This window comes from uncultured Dysgonomonas sp., from assembly GCF_900079725.1.
Taxonomy (GTDB): Bacteria; Bacteroidota; Bacteroidia; order Bacteroidales; family Dysgonomonadaceae; genus Dysgonomonas.
Genome location: NZ_LT599032.1, coordinates 4,790,864 through 4,808,045, shown reverse-complemented (window position 1 = coordinate 4,808,045; position 17,182 = coordinate 4,790,864). Strand labels below are relative to the sequence as shown.

Below are 17,182 nucleotides of genomic sequence, written 5' to 3'. Positions count from 1 at the left end.
TTATCTCTGTTTTTTATTAATAACCGGGATTCTGTTGTAAATTAGAATTCAACAATAAGTCGAAAGTCGAAATAGGCGATAGATAATGCTTTTTCATAAAGACCCGCTTATCCCCGATTTGTACTTTATTGTAGAATCCATCATTCTGACCTTTGGTTACATCATAGCCATGCACCGCTCCATTCAGCTTATCATATGCCGTGCCCCATCTGCGTAAATCGAAGAAGCGATGGTCTTCAAACGCCAATTCGACACGGCGTTCGCGCATGATACGTTCTCTCATCTGAGCCTGAGTCAGACCTTTGGGTAAATCCGGCATGCCTACGCGTCTTCTTATAAGATTTATATCATTATATACAACATCGTTAGGCGAATTATAATATTCATTTAATGCTTCAGCGTGGATCAACAAGATCTCAGCAAAACGGAAATAAGGCACATACGGATAGATAAAACCACTGTTCGGATTATTGGGGTCGCCCGGATATGTAGAGCCATCGATCCATTTCTGACGGCACATCCCTGTGCGCTGGCTCTCAAGATGTGATGCACTCCCGCCTATCCATGGTTTGAAACTGTAAGTCTTATATTCGGCATTAGGATACTGAATAGATGCTTTGAAACGTGGATCCCTGTCTTTTCCGGGATTACTGAACTCATAGCCACTTTCCGATTCATTCGGTAATTTCCCATTCAGCATTTCAAAACTTTCGGCCAGTTCCAACGTAGGATTAGTCCAGTTCCAGCCTCCACAGCTCCGGTTATGGGATGCATCAACAAATCCGTTATCCTGCTTCGGATAAAAGCCCCATACATATTCACTGTTTACAGTCCAGAATATACTCATAAACAGTTCTGTATAATTAGTCGGATACTGTCCGTTTTCATCTGGTACTCCCCTATACAGAGCATAACCTTGCTCTATTACCTGTTGTGCTGCATTTGCCGCAGCCAGCCAACGCTCTTTGTCATAATTGCCGTAGTATTGAATATCTGTATATTCCGGCATTACAGGGCTAGATGTATTAAAAAGAGGACTGGCAGCATAGAGTAGCAGGCGAGCTTTTAATGCGTAAACTCCACCTCTGGTTATACGGCCGAATTCTGTGGAAAGAATTTCATTGGATGTAGGTATATCAGGTGCTATCTCATTTAGTTCCTGTACTACCCAGTCTACTGACTCTTTGAATGTAATACGCGACATATTCAGGGCTTCCTGATAATCTTCCAATACATAGTCTAATTTTACAACACCACCATAATTGCGAATCAGATGAGTATAGAAGAATGCTCTTAAAAACCGGGCCTCAGCCAGGTAACGCCTTTTTATCTTTTCATCCCCGGGAACACTATTGATCTTATTTATAAAGATATTTGCTTTCCTTATTTTCTTGTATGAATTGTTCCAAAAGTTGGTGGATGGAGGAGTGCCCTCATCCCGGTCGTCACCATTCGGATTATCGTCGGCTGTGATAGTACCCTGATTATATGACTTAGGCCATATAGGGGCATATCCCTGCACTCCGTCGTCTGTGGCCAGATCGTACCCGAATCTGCGCGATACGGGATTGTACAAGGCTGTTGTAGACTCGTAGTAAAGATTATTCAATACTTTCCGGGCATTAGCCAAATCCTTATAGGCATCCATTTCCGTGATGTCCTCACTGGCTTGCTTGTCAAGGAAGTCACTGCAACTTATTGTGCAGAAGAATCCAATTGCTATTATTAAATATCTGAATTTCATTATTTTTGCTTTTATAGTTATTAGAAAGAAAGATTGAATCCAAAATTTACAACCCGCATCATCGGATAAGCACGTCCACTACCTTTTACATAGTTTTCAGGGTCATAAACCTTTATATTATCCCATGTCAGCAGATTCACTCCATTTGCATATACCCTGAGTACATCTATTCCCACTTTTCGGGTTAGTCTTTCTGGAATCGTATAGCCTACTTCCAAACTCTTCAGGCGCAAATACTTATTATCTATTTGCCAGAAAGACGATGTATGGCGGTTGTTAGTGCTTTCTGCCATACGGGGATATTTTGCATCCCTGTTTTCGGGTGTCCATCTGTCCATCCATACAGCCAGAGGTGTATTGTTTTCGTTCCAGAACGGCATATTCTGCCCTGTAAGGAAATTGTAAGACGAATTTGCGGCGCCCTGGAATAAAGCAGCGAGATCGAATCCTTTCCACGAAAAGCCCAGTGTTCCTCCAAAAAATATTTCAGGTACCTGCGGATGGCCAATCGGATACTGGTCATTATCGTCAATGATACCATCACCGTTTATATCCAGATACTTTATATCTCCGGGACTGACCGGATTCTGTTGGTCGGCATGCCTTAAAATCTCTTCTTCCGACTGGAACAGTCCGAGAGAAATCCGTCCATATGGCTGTCCGATACGATTACCCTGCGAGTACTTATAATCGTATTTTTGCGGCGATTCCGGTATTTTCTCTATTTTGTTGCGGGCAAACGACATATTACCTCCCACATTATAGTAAAAGTCTTTTCCGATACGTCCGCGCCACATACCATCTACTTCAAACCCACGATTACTGACTTCCCCGTCATTTGTAACAATAGAGGAGAAGCCATATATGGTCGGGATCGTACTTAGTGAAGTCAATATATCCCGTCTGTATTCATAAAAAGCATCTACAGTAAGTGAAAGCTGATCTTTGAAGAACTTAGAGTCAATACCAAAGTTATATTTAGTCGATTTTTCCCATGTCAGATTCTCATTTCCCATTCTCAATTCGGCCAAGCCTGATGTTCCTGCCGAGTTAGGATAACCGAACTGAGGACCTTCTGCATCTTTGTACAAACTCATATATAAGAAACGGTCTACATCACCGATAGCATCATTACCAACCAGCCCGCATGAGAAACGGAATTTGAGATAACTTACAATATCAGATTTCCAAAAGTCTTCCTGAGATATAAGATATCCTACGGAACCAGCCGGGAAGAATCCGAAACGGTTGCCCGGAGCAAAGTTTTCCGACCCATTATAACCGGCATTAAATTCTGCAAAGTATTTACTTTTAAAACCATATGTAACACGCCCGACAACCCCCATCCGGCGATATGGCAGCCGCTTGAGCGAATTATCATCTTTTATAAGCCTTTCGGACTGGTTGTATAATAATAGTCCGGTAACTTCGTGAATATCATTAAATGTATTTGCATAAGAGATAGATGGTTCGAAGTTATATCTGGTTTCGTAAACATTGAGTCCCCAGCCGTAACCAAGTTTCGATCCTTCATACAATCTTGTATATGTACCGTCTTCATTGAACTGGAAGAAATCATTGCTCCTGGTTCTTCTTTGCTCGAATGTATTATTAAAGTCGAACGAAAAATCAATATTTGCAGATAAGCCTTTTAGTATCTTTGAGAAATCAGCCTTCATACCAACGGTTGCAGTAATTGCTGTTTCTTTCTGATCAGAGTAACCTCCATCCAGGATTTCAGCCACGGGGTTGAAACTCTGCTTTTCGCGAGTAGACCATGTTCCATCAGGGTTTTTGATAGGAGCCCTGTTCGGGTTAGCCACCCTGATTCTGTCGAACACTGTTTCTGCAGATTCTTTCGGCTGGTGCTTCATACCCAACACTCCTGCAAGATTGACCTTTGCTGATAGGTAAGGGCTGATTTTAAAGTCAGCATTTGTCCGGAAATTATATTTTTGATAGCTGATATTCGTATTAAAATCAGCATTATAGTTTTCGAACTTATATAACCCTCGCTGGTTTAACATACCCACCATTACGAAATATTTCGCAGTCTGATTTCCTCCCGATATTGTAAGATTGTATTGTTGTTGCGGCGCTGTATTTTTTATTAGTTCATCAGCCCAGTTTATATTCGGATAATGATACGGATCTGTTCCATAACGGTAAGCATTTAATTCTTCCTGAGAGAATATAGGATTATTACCATTATTGACATGATATTCATTAGACAGGACGGCCATTTCATATGAATTTACCATATCGAACATCCGTGTCGGGCTTTGAAAACCAAAATCGGCATTCAGCGTGACATGAGGCTTTCCCTCCTGCCCACGTTTTGTAGTTACCAGAACAACGCCATTCGCTCCACGTACTCCATAGACTGCCGTGGCTGACGCATCTTTCAGGATAGAGATCGACTCTATTTCCTGTACACTCATATATTTAAAGTCTCGTTCGATACCATCAACAAGTATCAGAGGTTTTTGACTTCCTGTAAATGTACTGATACCACGAATGTAGAGGTCGGAATTATCCGCGCCCGGTTCACCTGTTGTTTGCACCGTTACCAGTCCGGGCAACTTTCCTGCCAGGGCATTTGTTACATTCGCTGTCGGACTTTGCTTCAATTCCTTAGTGGACACCACAGATATAGCTCCTACTACCGAGGCTTTCTTTTGTTGACCATATCCTACCACCACCACCTCTTCCAAAGCCTTTGAATCGGGATCCATTGCGATAGTAAGAAATTTGTTATCCTTAATGTCAACAACTTTTGTTGCATATCCGATGAAAGAGATTTGCAGTTGCTCACCAATTGCAGCTTTTATTGTAAAATTCCCGTCTACATCAGCCGAAACTCCTCCGGTTTTGCCTTGTACTATAATTGTTGCCCCGGTAAGTCCAATTCCGGTTTCATCTACAACCGTGCCTTTTATATCTATTGTTTGAGCTTGTATGAAAATAGGTATCATCATCAAGGCAAGCATCAACAACCTGCTATATTTTTTCTTTGTTTTTCTCATTGTTATTAGATTTATTATTCCTGACTGAAGTAATATTTAAGAATATTCTGACCATCTCCGAATACCATTTTCACTCTATGCTTACCGGCCGTCAGATGGAAGCTCGTAGATGGGGTTTGCTTGATGAAACCGTCCCAATTTCCGGAAGGTGTAGTATTTACAATCGCAGTTTCCGTTCCGTCTATAAATATTGTCACCTTAGTCGCTGATGGCCCTCCCGTATATGGACTAAAGCGATATTCTCCGTCTTCTTTTACGTTCAATTCATATTCTGCCCACGAATTATTATCTACATTACCAAAGCCTCCATCGCCACGTATCTGCAATCCATTATAGGCAATTGCGGCATCCGCTCTTACTGTGCCAGGAATACTCTTTCCGTCTATAATAAGAGGATATGTGCTTAATACAGCATTATTTTCATCGAGCATAGACACATTCACCTGAGTGTTGCTTTGCAGTTCATCCAACGGGAAAGAATAATCTGTCGCGGTCTTTTCTAAAGTTCTGGTGTTTGCAAAATTGTCGCCCCATGCAACACGATATCCTTCTACAAAGTCTACACTAGGATGCAGAGTCCATTTAACTCTTACCGAAGTCTCTTCATCACCTCCGGCAACATTCGCCAACGGGATATCGGATGGTAATACTGTGATACCTGCAGATTCATTGCCTGAAAAGTCGAAAGACTTAATTAAAACAGATTGGATGCCTGCTTCGTCCTCAGTTCTCAACCTGATAACCTTGCCGCGAAGCGCCGAAGCAACACCTTCATTACTTCCATTAATGTATGCGACAGCATGAGAGTAGTCCACGTCTCCGGAAAGGGCAAATGTAAGTATAGCATCCTTTATGGTTGTTCCCTTAAAGCTAATAACATCCTTTACATTGCCGGGTGCTACATTGTCCTGTTTAAACGGATAAGCAGATATAACCACTCCTACTGAATACAGGCTTTCTGAGTTTTTAGCCTTAACTTCGAATGAATACTTTTCGAAGTTCTCCAGTCCGGTAAATTCAACAGCTTTATCCCCTTTAGAGACCACTTTGGATGTATTGTCATTCAGATTTGTAATTTCTATATCCGACACATTATCTTCAGGCGGGTCACTCCATATTAGTTTTATGCTACCATCTCCGGACTCTGTCGTTAACATACCTACGTCACTTGGCGGTATGTACGGATAAGGGTCATCGATAGGAGATACAGGAAAAGAACGTTCTTCACATGAACTCAATAGAATTATGAGCAAGAACATAAACATTCTCGAAATCAAAGGAATCTTCTTTTTTCTCATAGTTAGACTTAAGTTTAAATAAATGATTAATAATTTCAATCAGTATACAAGTGTTATATCTTTAGTTCCAGGTTTTTCATATTTTAAATTTTGTGTAGCAGATATTATTATCATACTGCAAACATAGCCGCAGCGTATTAATAAGGTTATAAAAAAAAGGACAACGCCGAGATAAAAATTATGATAAAATCATATAAAGGCTGGTAAGTTGGCTTGTAAAATCTTTTTTTTCGATTTATAGTTTTTGTAAAAGGTTAAAATATTGAGATTATCTTTTATCAAAGAAACTTTCAAACACAGAAAACCTGATTTTTGAAAAGTTGCTGCGAAATACATTATCTCCTATTAAATTAAGAACATTATTCTGATTTTAGTAATAATTCACACATCAATAACAGAAACCTGAAATAAAATAAAGTGTCATTAGCTGATAAAATAATTAATAAACAGATAAAAAAAAGATAAATATTATAGAGGATCACTCTTATAACCGATGTATTTATATTTAGTTTTTTTATTTTTTGGCAAACATGAAGAATTATTTTAATTTTACAATATACTATAGTTTTCCTTAGTCATACAGAAAAGCCACCTAATCGATGAATAAAGTAAGTTTCCTGATTTTATTATTCCTATTTAGCCTTTGTTCTGCACATGCACAAGATAAATTGAATAAATTGGACTATGGGCTGTTTATAAAATCGCATCCGGATAGTGATTCTCAGAAAACAGCATTTATTCTGGAGAATGGTTCTTCCTTGAAATTGGGAAAAGAGCTTACAATGTCATTTGAGATGTATATTCGCCCTGAATATTTATTTGGAGTGGTATTCCGTATCATCACGGATAAAAAGGAGAACATAGATCTGATGATAACAGTCAGCGATGATGACAAACGATATCCTCTTTTAGCCATCAATGATGTAGCCCACACTGTATCACAAGAAATTATCTGCGGACAATGGGTTCCTGTCAGCATCACTTTATCGAGAGAACGCAAGGATATCACATTGTCATATGGCTCGACGACATTGACTAAACCTTACGATCTATCATCCTCTTCAGATGTCTACATTTCTTATGGAATCTGCCCTATCGAAAATTTCGGAATTACCGACATTGCTTCGGTTAACATCAGGGATATTAAAATATTCCATAACGGGACTCTGGCCCGCTATTGGAAACTCAAAGAACATAATCAGAATATATCTCTTGATTCAATCTCACAAGTTCCGGCTATCGCAACCAATCCAAAATGGATTATAGATGATTATTCGTCATGGAAAAAAATATATTCGAAAAAAATCAAAGATAATTCCCAGTTTACATTCGATCAAGATCATCTGTTTTACATCGTGTCGCCGGATTCTAAAAATATATCTGTCTTCGACTCAAAATCCGGAGGAGAAACAGAAATCATGTCCAAAGGTGGATATATGGTTGCCAATGTGGCAAATATGATCTACTTCGACACCATTAGGAATCACATAGTTACATATAATCTAGATGAAGATATAACTTCGACATTCTCTTTCGAAACAAACAGCTGGAGCTATTCTTCTAAACCAGTAAAAGAACCGGGCTATATGAATAATACTGCGGTTTATCTGGCCAATGAGTCTACTCTTTATTCTTTCGGCGGCTATGGTTTTTATAAATATAACCACGACTTAGTAAAAATGAATACAGATGGGGGAAGCATGAAAAAGTTTCAACTATCTGAAATTTCACCCAGATTTTCAGCCTCTTCAGCAATTGTAGACAATCAGATGTATATATTTGGCGGGCGTGGCAGTAAATCCGGAAGACAGGAGCTCTCTCCACGCAATTATTACGACTTCTATTCTGTCAATCTCATTATGGGACAAGCTAATAAGTTATGGGAAGAGGAAAATATCGACGGAGACTTCATGCCCGGAGAAAACATGGTTTATGATAAGGAGAGAGACTGTTTTTATCTGTTTACCACAAAAGACGGAGGAACTCTGTTTAAAATCAGTGCTGATAAAAAAGGATTCGAACAGATATCGTACCCTATCCATGAAGACCTCGAAGCCTTTTTCTTATATACTAACCTATATTATTCAGCCTCTCAGCAAAAACTATTTGCTCTTTTTTACAGAAAGGTCTCCGATACGGAATCCTTACTCTCTATTTACTCCCTCGATTTTCCACCGATTTATATAGCAGATTTACAACAGGCAGTTGTTAAACAAACCGATAGTGAGAACGATTACATATTGCCTATTGTTATTTCGATCCTATCCGTTGCCATAATCTGTGGTGTATTTGTCCTGTTAGTCAGAATAAAAAATAAAAAACAAGATAATACAGGAGATAAGGAGATAACCGCATCTGATAATGTACAGGAAAAAAAATCAGACGTAGAAAGAATTCCGGATGAGTTTGTTATTCAAAAACAAAATCATTACAATTTTGAAAAACAATCGGTCTGCCTGATCGGAGGATTTACCGTAAAAGATAATAAAGGAAATGATATCACGGGAATGTTTACCCCTACCCTGAAATATTTACTCGTTTTACTCATATTATATACACAGAAAGATGCAAGAGGTATATCCGGAAAGAAAATAATACAGCTTCTATGGTTCGACAAGGACGAAGTTTCTGCAAAGAAAAACAGGAATGTGTATTTTAGTAAACTCAGATCTATATTCGAAAGCGTAGGTGGAGTTGAAATCGCAAGCCAGAATGGCTTTTGGTCTATTAAATTTGACAAAAGCATCACTTGCGATTATTTTGAAGCGATGCAATTGTTTTCTGTAATAAAAGAAAATCAGTCCGATGACCGGGATTCGATAAACCACCTTCTCGAATTACTATTGAGAGGTGTATTATTACCCAATACCGAAACAGACTGGACTGATAATTTTAAAAGTGATTTTTCTAATCTGACGATAGATGTTCTGACTGATATATTGCAAAGTGGAAAATATCAACTGGATGATAATATGAAGCTTAATATTGCAGATACAATTCTTTTACATGATTTTATAAATGAGGAAGCTCTATATCTGAAATGCTCTATTCTGTTTAACTCGGGAAAAAAAGGGATTGCCAAAAGTATTTATGACAATTTCTGCAAAGAATATTTGAATCTACTGGGTGTTCAATATAAATATTCTCTGACAGATGTGATAGAAAAAAAGTTCGAAAATTAGTTTACTATTCTGATAAAATATAATTTCTTCAGGGGCTTGTGAGACACAAGCCCTTTTTTATTATGTCATTTTTATATATAATAGATAAGACCTCTCATTTTAATCTTTTTTTTATCTAAAAGTTAATCAGATCGTTAATCTGTTCCTGCTTTATTTGTATAGTCCTTCCGGAAAAGTCCGGCCTTTTCCCGATTGCAGAATTTGTATGTCTTAAATTATTATATAAATACCAGTTTCATGAAAAAAAATTATTTAAAGTTTATAGCAGCTATCCTTCTGTGTATGATATGTACAAATAAAGGACTGGCACAATCCCGGATAGACTATAAATTTCCATTTAATCCGGTAAAGGGATTAGTAAATGATGAAGAAAGACCTTATCGCCAGGAATTATGTTTAAACGGGAAATGGGATTTTATGCCCGTTTATAATGCAAAAGCCGCAGATTTCCGAATCCCGACCGTATTCAAGAAAGAGGATGTTCCAATAAAAATACCGTCCCCATGGAATGTAAATAATTTCACTGATGGGCAAGGCGGTGATTTTATAACCTATCCCAGTTATCCTAAAAAATGGGAAAAAGCTCAGATAGGCTGGATGAAGAAAAGCATATCTATACCGACAGACTGGAACGGGAAACAAATAATACTCCATTTTGAAGGAGTAATGGGAAAAAGCGAAGTATATGTGAATGGACAAAAGGTAGCGGATAACTTCGAGCTATTCCTGCCCTTCGAAGCAGATATCACACCATATATCAAAATCGGACAGGAAAATGAAATTATGGTTGGTGTTGCTAAAGGAAGTTTATTTGATGAGCCCGGAAAATACGGACGCCGGACATATGTAGGAGGTTCCATGTGGGGTATAGAAATGGCCGGGATCTGGCAGGATGTATATTTATTTGCATACAATCCTGTATATATACAAGATATTTTTATTCAGCCCGATGTGCAGAACAAGAATTTAAAAATAGAACTTGAAATTAATAATACCTCTGCCCAAAAGAAAACAATAAGCCTGAATACGGAAATAAAAAAATGGTATAATCTTGCCGGCCGTTCAATAAATGAAAGCCCTGAAGAAAAGAGCGAGCTTGCAACAAAAGCATCTCTTACTTTTCCTGAAGAGAAGAAAATGACATTACCCGCAAATACTGTAACTAAAATAACCATACAGAAAACCGTTTCTAGCGAATTAGATTATTGGACACCTGATTCACCAAATCTGTATGGCGCTGTAGTAAGCCTGAAAGAAAATAATAAGACAATCGACATAAAGCAAGACAGATTCGGCTGGCGGCAGTTTACCATATCCGGCGACCGTCTTTTACTGAATGGAACTACTATCTCATTAAGGGGTGACTCATGGCACTTTATGGGTGTACCTCAAATGAGCCGCCGTTATGCATGGGCATGGTTCAGCATGCTGAAAGACGCCAATACCAATGCAGTACGTTTTCATGCCCAACCCTTTCCCCGTTTTTATCAGGATGTTGCCGACGAAATGGGAATATGCGTACTTGATGAAACAGGCATTTGGTCGAGTGACGGCGGCCCTAAAATTGATAGTGACAACTATTGGGAAAGCTGCGCTGAGCATATCCGTCGTCTTATAAAACGGGATAAAAACCATGCTTCGGTATTTGGTTGGAGTGTTTGTAATGAAACTGTACCTGTAGCGATGCACGTATTTAAAGCCCCGGAATCGCTTATTCAGAAGCAACTGGATGAAATAAACAGATGGGTACGGATTACAATGGAAGCAGATCCTACCCGCCCTTGGATTTCCGGTGATGGAGAAACCGACCGTCCAACAATCCTGCCCACAACCATAGGACATTATGGAGGCATAGATGGCATGAAGAAATGGTCGTCGGAAGGTAAACCCTGGGGCATAGGAGAACAAAGTATGGCATATTATGGAACACCCAAGCAAGCTTCTGAGTATAATGGAAACAGAGCATACGAAAGTATGCAGGGACGAATGGAAGCCGTTGCTATTGAGAGTTATGGATTAATAAAAACACAACGAGAGTTGAATGCATCATACAGCTCTATATTCAATATGGCCTGGTACGCTTTGCAACCACTCGAACTGGGACTAAAAAATACAAAACATCCACCTGTATCCGAAGATGGAATTTTCTTTGGATTCGAAGAAGGAGCATATGGTATGCAGCCTGAAAGGTTGGGGCCATATACAACAACACTGAATCCGGGGTACGACGCCTCACTACCACTATACCGTACATGGCCATTATTCGAAGCTGTACGGAATGCAAACGCTACACCTATGCTTCCATATAGTGGAAAGATAAAAGACAGTACTGATAATGAAAAGACAGTAAATCCGGCAGATGCAATCATAGTATACACCTCTCCAAATTCTAAACTAAAAGAAGATTTAGAAAACATGGGGTTAAAAATTCTTACAGACGGGAAAGTGACCAATAAGAGCCTTGTTATAGTCGACGGCAATAATTTAACCGATAACCTGTTGTCTAAAATACAGAAAGCGATCGAAGCCGGAGCAAAAATATTTGTAATGGGTATTAACAGACAATCAATAGACTTTATTAATAAATTTGTGCCATATCCTGTGACTTTAGAAGACAGACAGGCTACATCTTTCCTGAAAGAAGGGAATCCTTTACTTCTGCAAGGATTAAATCATTCCGATTTCTATTTCTCTGAACTGATTCCACGAGGAAAAACAGCTATGCATTATGGTTTGTCGGGTGATTTCGTTATGAAAGCAAACATTATCCTGAGAGCTTGTAATACAGATTGGCAGCGTTGGAATTATCAAGCGGAAACATCTAAGACGGGAAATGTTTTTCGTAGCGAACGCGAAGCTAAAGGTTCTGATATCGTAATTGCTTCTATAGAATCAGGAAGCGCCCAGATTATCATTTCCTCATTAGACCTGAGCGAAATTTCAATGGAAACAACCTCTCTACTGACAAAGATATTGACTAACCTGGGGGCTACCATATCAAATGACAATATAAAGAACATGCAAGCCCTCAGTAATGATGCCCGATTGCACCGTACACTGTTGCTTGGACCTTTAAGTAAAAATTCCCAGAGCATCGACAAGTTGTTATCTACCGATTTTATTGATGGTGAATCGTCTGTTGTGCCGCAACTAAACACCATATCCGATAATGAGAGTTGGAAAGTTGCCACCAGTGATAACGATGGAGTCTTTACTTTAGCCAAACCCGAAAGAGACAGAATACCTGTGTCGTATATGAGTTTCTGGATATATAGTCCCCGTTCTTTAAGCAATCTGCTGGCTGAGCCGGATATGCCAAGTATGGATATGTATGTAGGATTAGAGGGGGGTATTACGGTTTATCTGAATAATCAGCAGATAGCTTCTATGGAAATTACAGGAAAAGAAGAGAGTAAAATCTCCAACATTATGCTTGACAAAGGTTGGAACCATATGATAATAAAACTTGTAAATCCAAAGAATGATTTCCAGATAAAGACAAATATACGCTTCAATTCTGCTGATAAAAACTTTATGAAACAAGTATTATCTTCTGTTGTAAGATAATTTCAGTTATAATAAGAACAATTTCAATGTTATTTAAACAATCCTGCTCTCACCATTACAGGCAGGATTGTTTTATATTATGAATACAACAATGCCTCCCGTATATATCTTAACAGACATCAGAAACTTATAAAGTTCCGGAACGGACCCGGCTCAATGTCTCCGGAGTCATCAGTAAATAAGTAGCAATATGTGCCACAGAAGCCCTGCGGGCAGCTTCCGGATATTCACGACAGAAACGTTCATACCGCTCCCGTGCACTCTCAAACCTCCATGAATCAGCCTTACGCTGCGATACTATCAGGTCTTGTTCCACGATACGCCGATACAATCTGTTGATATCTGCATATCGATCGCACAATTGCTGAAACAGGCTATAATTCAAATGATAGATAACAGAAGGCTCTATTGTTTCCATCAGTAAAGTAGTCGGCTCTTTCAAAAATAAGCTTTCTATACAGAACACCACATCCCCTTCGCTAGAGAAATGTTCGGATATATCTCGTCCGTCTTTATAATAAAACTGCCTGACCATACCTGCCTCAACAATATACATATCCGTACAGACCATATGGAGGTTCAACACAATCGTTTCTTTCAGATATGTTTTCCGAATAAGTATTGAGTCCAACTCCCTCATGGCCTCTTGCGATAAAACCACGTCATAGCTCTTTGCGAACTTCTCTGCTACACCGATCATATTTACTTCAATTAAACACCTTAAAGATAACTATTCCCGGTACACTTTACGAAATTGACGCTCGTCATTTCATAAAATCAATTCATCATGTACCTTTGGGTAACAATAATCATCAGTAAATATATTATGAGAATAGAACATTTAGCTATATGGGTCGAAGATATTGAACGAATGCGTGAATTTTATCTTAAATACTTTGACACAACATCCAATGAAAAATATTTTAATCCGAAAAAAAATTTCACCTCATATTTTATAAAATTTAATGATGGAGGATGCCGGATAGAATTGATGAACCGTCCCGATATTTCAAGTAACCCCGGAAACAGGGGACTAATTATGGGAAATACACATTTTGCCATCACGGTAGGTAGCAAAGAAGCTGTCAATGAACTAACGGAACTCCTTCGTAAAGATGGACATACAATAGAAGGGGAGCCCAGAACATCAGGTGACGGTTATTATGAGAGCGTAATATCAGACCCTGAGGGCAATATAGTTGAGATAATAGCTTAATGCATGGAAGGGATTCTTTACAATCGAAGATATACCTAAGTTGTGAATTTTATACAAAATTTGACCTGTATCATTTCGCATCTGAATATAATCAGATACATTTGTATTTCAACAAACAGATGTGCCCCAAGACAAGGTTATAAAGAACCATGAGAAACAAAAGAAGTATACGTCAAAAGTATTATATTATACCTCTTATTTTTTTCATTTTTTCTATTTCATTATATGGAAAAGATGATCTGAAATCCATGTCTGATTATCTGGATCATATAATTGATAATAAAGAACAATTTACAGAGCAGAAAGAAAAAGGAATCAGCAACCTGAAAAAGCTGTTGGAAAAGAAACCTTCTTCCTCGGAATATGAATATGAGATAAACCTCAGGTTGTACAACGAATACAAGAAATTTAAACTGGATTCAGCAATACATTATGCCGAAAGAAATGTGCAGATCGCAGAATTTCTGAATAACGAGAATCTGAAATATAATTCAGATATCAACCTTGCCAAAGTTTATTCCTATGCCGGAAGATTACTGGAATCGGAGAAAATACTGACAAGCCTGGACTCACGTAAACTTCCAAAAGATCTGTTGGCAGCATACTATGAAACATATTCTCGTTTTTACGAACACTACGGAGCTACAAGCAACCAGAGTAAATACTATCATCAGGTGGAAATGTACAGAGACTCATTGCTAGGTGTTTTGGATCAATCTTCTTTTTTATACAAAATTAATATTGCCCACAGATATATCACTTTGCGCAATACGGAAAAAGCATCCGAGTTATTGAACGACCTGCTTAACACAGAAGATATTGACACGCCTGAATACGCTTTGATTACTCATTATCTGGGAACAATAAACGCCATGAAAGGCAATACCGAACTGGAAAAAAAATATTATACTATGTCGGCGATAGCTGATATAAAAAATTCAATAAAGGAAAATGCCTCTTTTCAACGTCTGGCAGTTATATATTATAACAGTGACGATATATCAAAAGCATTCAAGTATACACAATCTGCCATCGAAGATGCTGTTTTTTCGGGAGTTCAATTCCGTACTGCAGAAATGTCAAAATTCTATTCGATTATCAATGCTTCGTATCAGGCAAAAGAAGCAAAGACTAACAGTAAATTAAAAACTTATTTGGTATTGATAAGCCTATTATCTCTATTTCTCATTTTATTGGTGATATATATCTATAAGCAGATGAAAAAATTATCCCGGATTAAAGAAGAATTGTCCGGAACCAATAAAAAGCTGATTACTCTGAATGAAGAGATTAACGGTACCAATAATCTGTTGAACGAAAAAAATGAGCAGCTATGGGAATCAAACCAGATCAAGGAGCAGTATATTGCTCAATTTCTGGATCTTTGCTCGACTTACATCGACAAGATGGAGGATTATCGTAAGACCCTTTACAAGTTGGGTATAAACAGGCACTATGAAGAACTGATTAAAAAATTGAAATCGACCACAGTAGTTGATAAAGAACTGGATGACTTATATGCACATTTTGACAATACCTTTTTAAGTCTGTATCCCACATTTGTTTCCGATTTCAATTCTCTTCTGGCAAAGGAAGAACAGGTTATACTCAAAACAGAAGATCTGCTAAATAAGGAATTACGGATTTATGCCCTCTTACGGTTAGGCATAACAGACAGTACTAAAATTGCAAGTTTTCTACGCTGCTCTATGAGTACAATTTACAACTACCGGACAAAGATGAGAAACAAAGCCGCGTCCAATCGCGTTGAGTTTGAAGAAATGGTTATGAAAATAGGGACAATAAGCCGAAAAACAGAATAATTTATTCTAATCAGTCTACATTTTTCAACTTTAAAAAGAAGATTAAACTCTATATATCAACAATATACATACACACCACTTCTACATAATACTACTTAGAAAAGCCGCCCCACATTATTTGCTGTTAGTTTTGTAATCAAGAGGAAAATCCGAAGTATTTTTTTACCATGAAAGGCAATTGATTTTTTTTTTGCCTGACGCTTTTCCTTTATAAATTAACAAATGATCTTTTATCGTTAATAGCATGAATACTAAAATTAAAGTCGGACTCATAGGGTTTGGCAGAATGGGAAGGTTTTATCTTCAGGAAATGCAGAAGAGTGGGCGGTGGAACGTGGCTTATATATGTGATGTAAGTCCAAGCTCACGAGAGTTGGCCAGAAAACTTTCTCCGGAATCTGAAATTATAGAAAACGAACAGCAAATATTTGATGATCCGACAGTACAGGTTGTTGGCCTGTTTGCTCTGGCAAACTCAAGAAAGGAGCAGATAGAGAGAGCTATTCAAAGCGGAAAACATGTCATCTCCGAAAAACCGATAGCAGATACCATTACAAGAGAATGGAACGCAGTGAGTGTTGCGGAAAGCACAGATTTGTTCTCTACCGTAAATCTATATCTGCGCAACTCGTGGTATCATAAATTAATCAAAGACTTTATACAAAAAGGTGAAATCGGCGAACTGGCCATCATACGTATATGCCACCTTACACCGGGACTCGCTCCGGGAGAAGGGCATGAATACGAAGGCCCTTCATTTCACGATTGCGGAATGCACTATGTCGATATCGCACGCTGGTACACCGACTGCAATTTCAGAACATGGAATGCACAGGCTGTACGGATGTGGAATTATAAAGACCCGTGGTGGCTACAATGTCACGGCACATTTGAGAATGGTGTTGTTTTCGATATTACACAAGGACACGTATATGGACAATTATCGGCCAAGCAAACACACAACTCATATATAGATATGATTGGGACTGAAGGTATTGCCCGTATGACGCACGACTTTAAAACAGCTGTGGTCGAACTACACGGAGTAACCCAGACTATACGGGAAGAAAGGCCATTCGGAGGCAAAAACATTGACGTATTATGTAACCTGTTTGCCGATTCGATAGAGTCGGGCGTCAGACATCCCAACTTGCCAACACTGCGAGACTCGGCTATATCTTCAGAATATGCATGGGAGTTTCTGGAAGATGCCAAGAGTAAGGATTTGCCGGCTATAGGAGAAATACAGACTCTGGAAAAAATACTGCAAAGAAGAAAAACAATGAAAAACGGGTATGGCCTGTTACAACAAATATAATATTTCAG

At 38.5% G+C, this 17,182-nt stretch carries 9 protein-coding genes; 5 read left to right on the top strand and 4 right to left on the bottom strand.

The features are described from left to right. Nucleotides 1–16 precede the first annotated feature (16 nt). Genes QZL88_RS19560 through QZL88_RS19550 form a run of 3 tightly spaced genes read right to left on the bottom strand, consistent with a single transcriptional unit; the run spans nucleotide 17 to nucleotide 6,068 of the window. Nucleotides 17–1,744: a RagB/SusD family nutrient uptake outer membrane protein gene (locus QZL88_RS19560; RefSeq protein WP_006797909.1), complete on the bottom strand. Its 1,728-nt coding sequence runs from the start codon at nucleotides 1,742–1,744 to the stop codon at nucleotides 17–19. A 20-nt stretch (nucleotides 1,745–1,764) separates the two neighbouring features. Then, nucleotides 1,765–4,770, bottom strand: coding sequence for a TonB-dependent receptor (locus QZL88_RS19555; RefSeq protein ID WP_296944278.1), 3,006 nt, complete (start codon nucleotides 4,768–4,770; stop codon nucleotides 1,765–1,767). A gap of 14 nt (nucleotides 4,771–4,784) precedes the next feature. Beyond that, a complete protein-coding gene (locus tag QZL88_RS19550) occupies nucleotides 4,785–6,068 on the bottom strand; it encodes a carbohydrate-binding protein (RefSeq protein ID WP_296944276.1) in 1,284 nt (427 codons plus the stop codon). Between the two features lie 599 nt (nucleotides 6,069–6,667). Here QZL88_RS19550 and QZL88_RS19545 point away from each other — a divergent pair. Both QZL88_RS19545 and QZL88_RS19540 read left to right on the top strand, forming a co-directional pair. After that, a complete protein-coding gene (locus tag QZL88_RS19545; protein ID WP_296944273.1) occupies nucleotides 6,668–9,250 on the top strand; it encodes a hypothetical protein in 2,583 nt (860 codons plus the stop codon). 237 nt (nucleotides 9,251–9,487) lie between these two features. Continuing rightward, complete coding sequence (locus tag QZL88_RS19540) at nucleotides 9,488–12,817, top strand: sugar-binding domain-containing protein (protein ID WP_296944271.1); 3,330 nt, start codon at nucleotides 9,488–9,490, stop codon at nucleotides 12,815–12,817. Nucleotides 12,818–12,944: 127 nt separating this feature from the next. Here QZL88_RS19540 and QZL88_RS19535 read toward each other — a convergent pair whose 3' ends face one another. Next, nucleotides 12,945–13,517, bottom strand: coding sequence for a Crp/Fnr family transcriptional regulator (locus QZL88_RS19535; protein WP_296944268.1), 573 nt, complete (start codon nucleotides 13,515–13,517; stop codon nucleotides 12,945–12,947). 126 nt (nucleotides 13,518–13,643) lie between these two features. Between QZL88_RS19535 and QZL88_RS19530 the strand changes: the two genes are divergently transcribed. The 3 genes from QZL88_RS19530 to QZL88_RS19520 all read left to right on the top strand — a co-directional run bounded on the left by QZL88_RS19530 (nucleotide 13,644) and on the right by QZL88_RS19520 (nucleotide 17,174). After that, entirely contained in the window at nucleotides 13,644–14,033 is a 390-nt protein-coding gene (locus QZL88_RS19530) for a VOC family protein (RefSeq protein ID WP_296944265.1), read from the top strand. A gap of 149 nt (nucleotides 14,034–14,182) precedes the next feature. Then, nucleotides 14,183–15,856 (top strand): DUF6377 domain-containing protein, encoded by a 1,674-nt coding sequence (locus tag QZL88_RS19525; protein ID WP_296944262.1) that lies wholly within the window; start codon nucleotides 14,183–14,185, stop codon nucleotides 15,854–15,856. 244 nt (nucleotides 15,857–16,100) lie between these two features. Then, entirely contained in the window at nucleotides 16,101–17,174 is a 1,074-nt protein-coding gene (locus QZL88_RS19520) for a Gfo/Idh/MocA family oxidoreductase (protein WP_296944260.1), read from the top strand. Nucleotides 17,175–17,182: the final 8 nt, after the last annotated feature.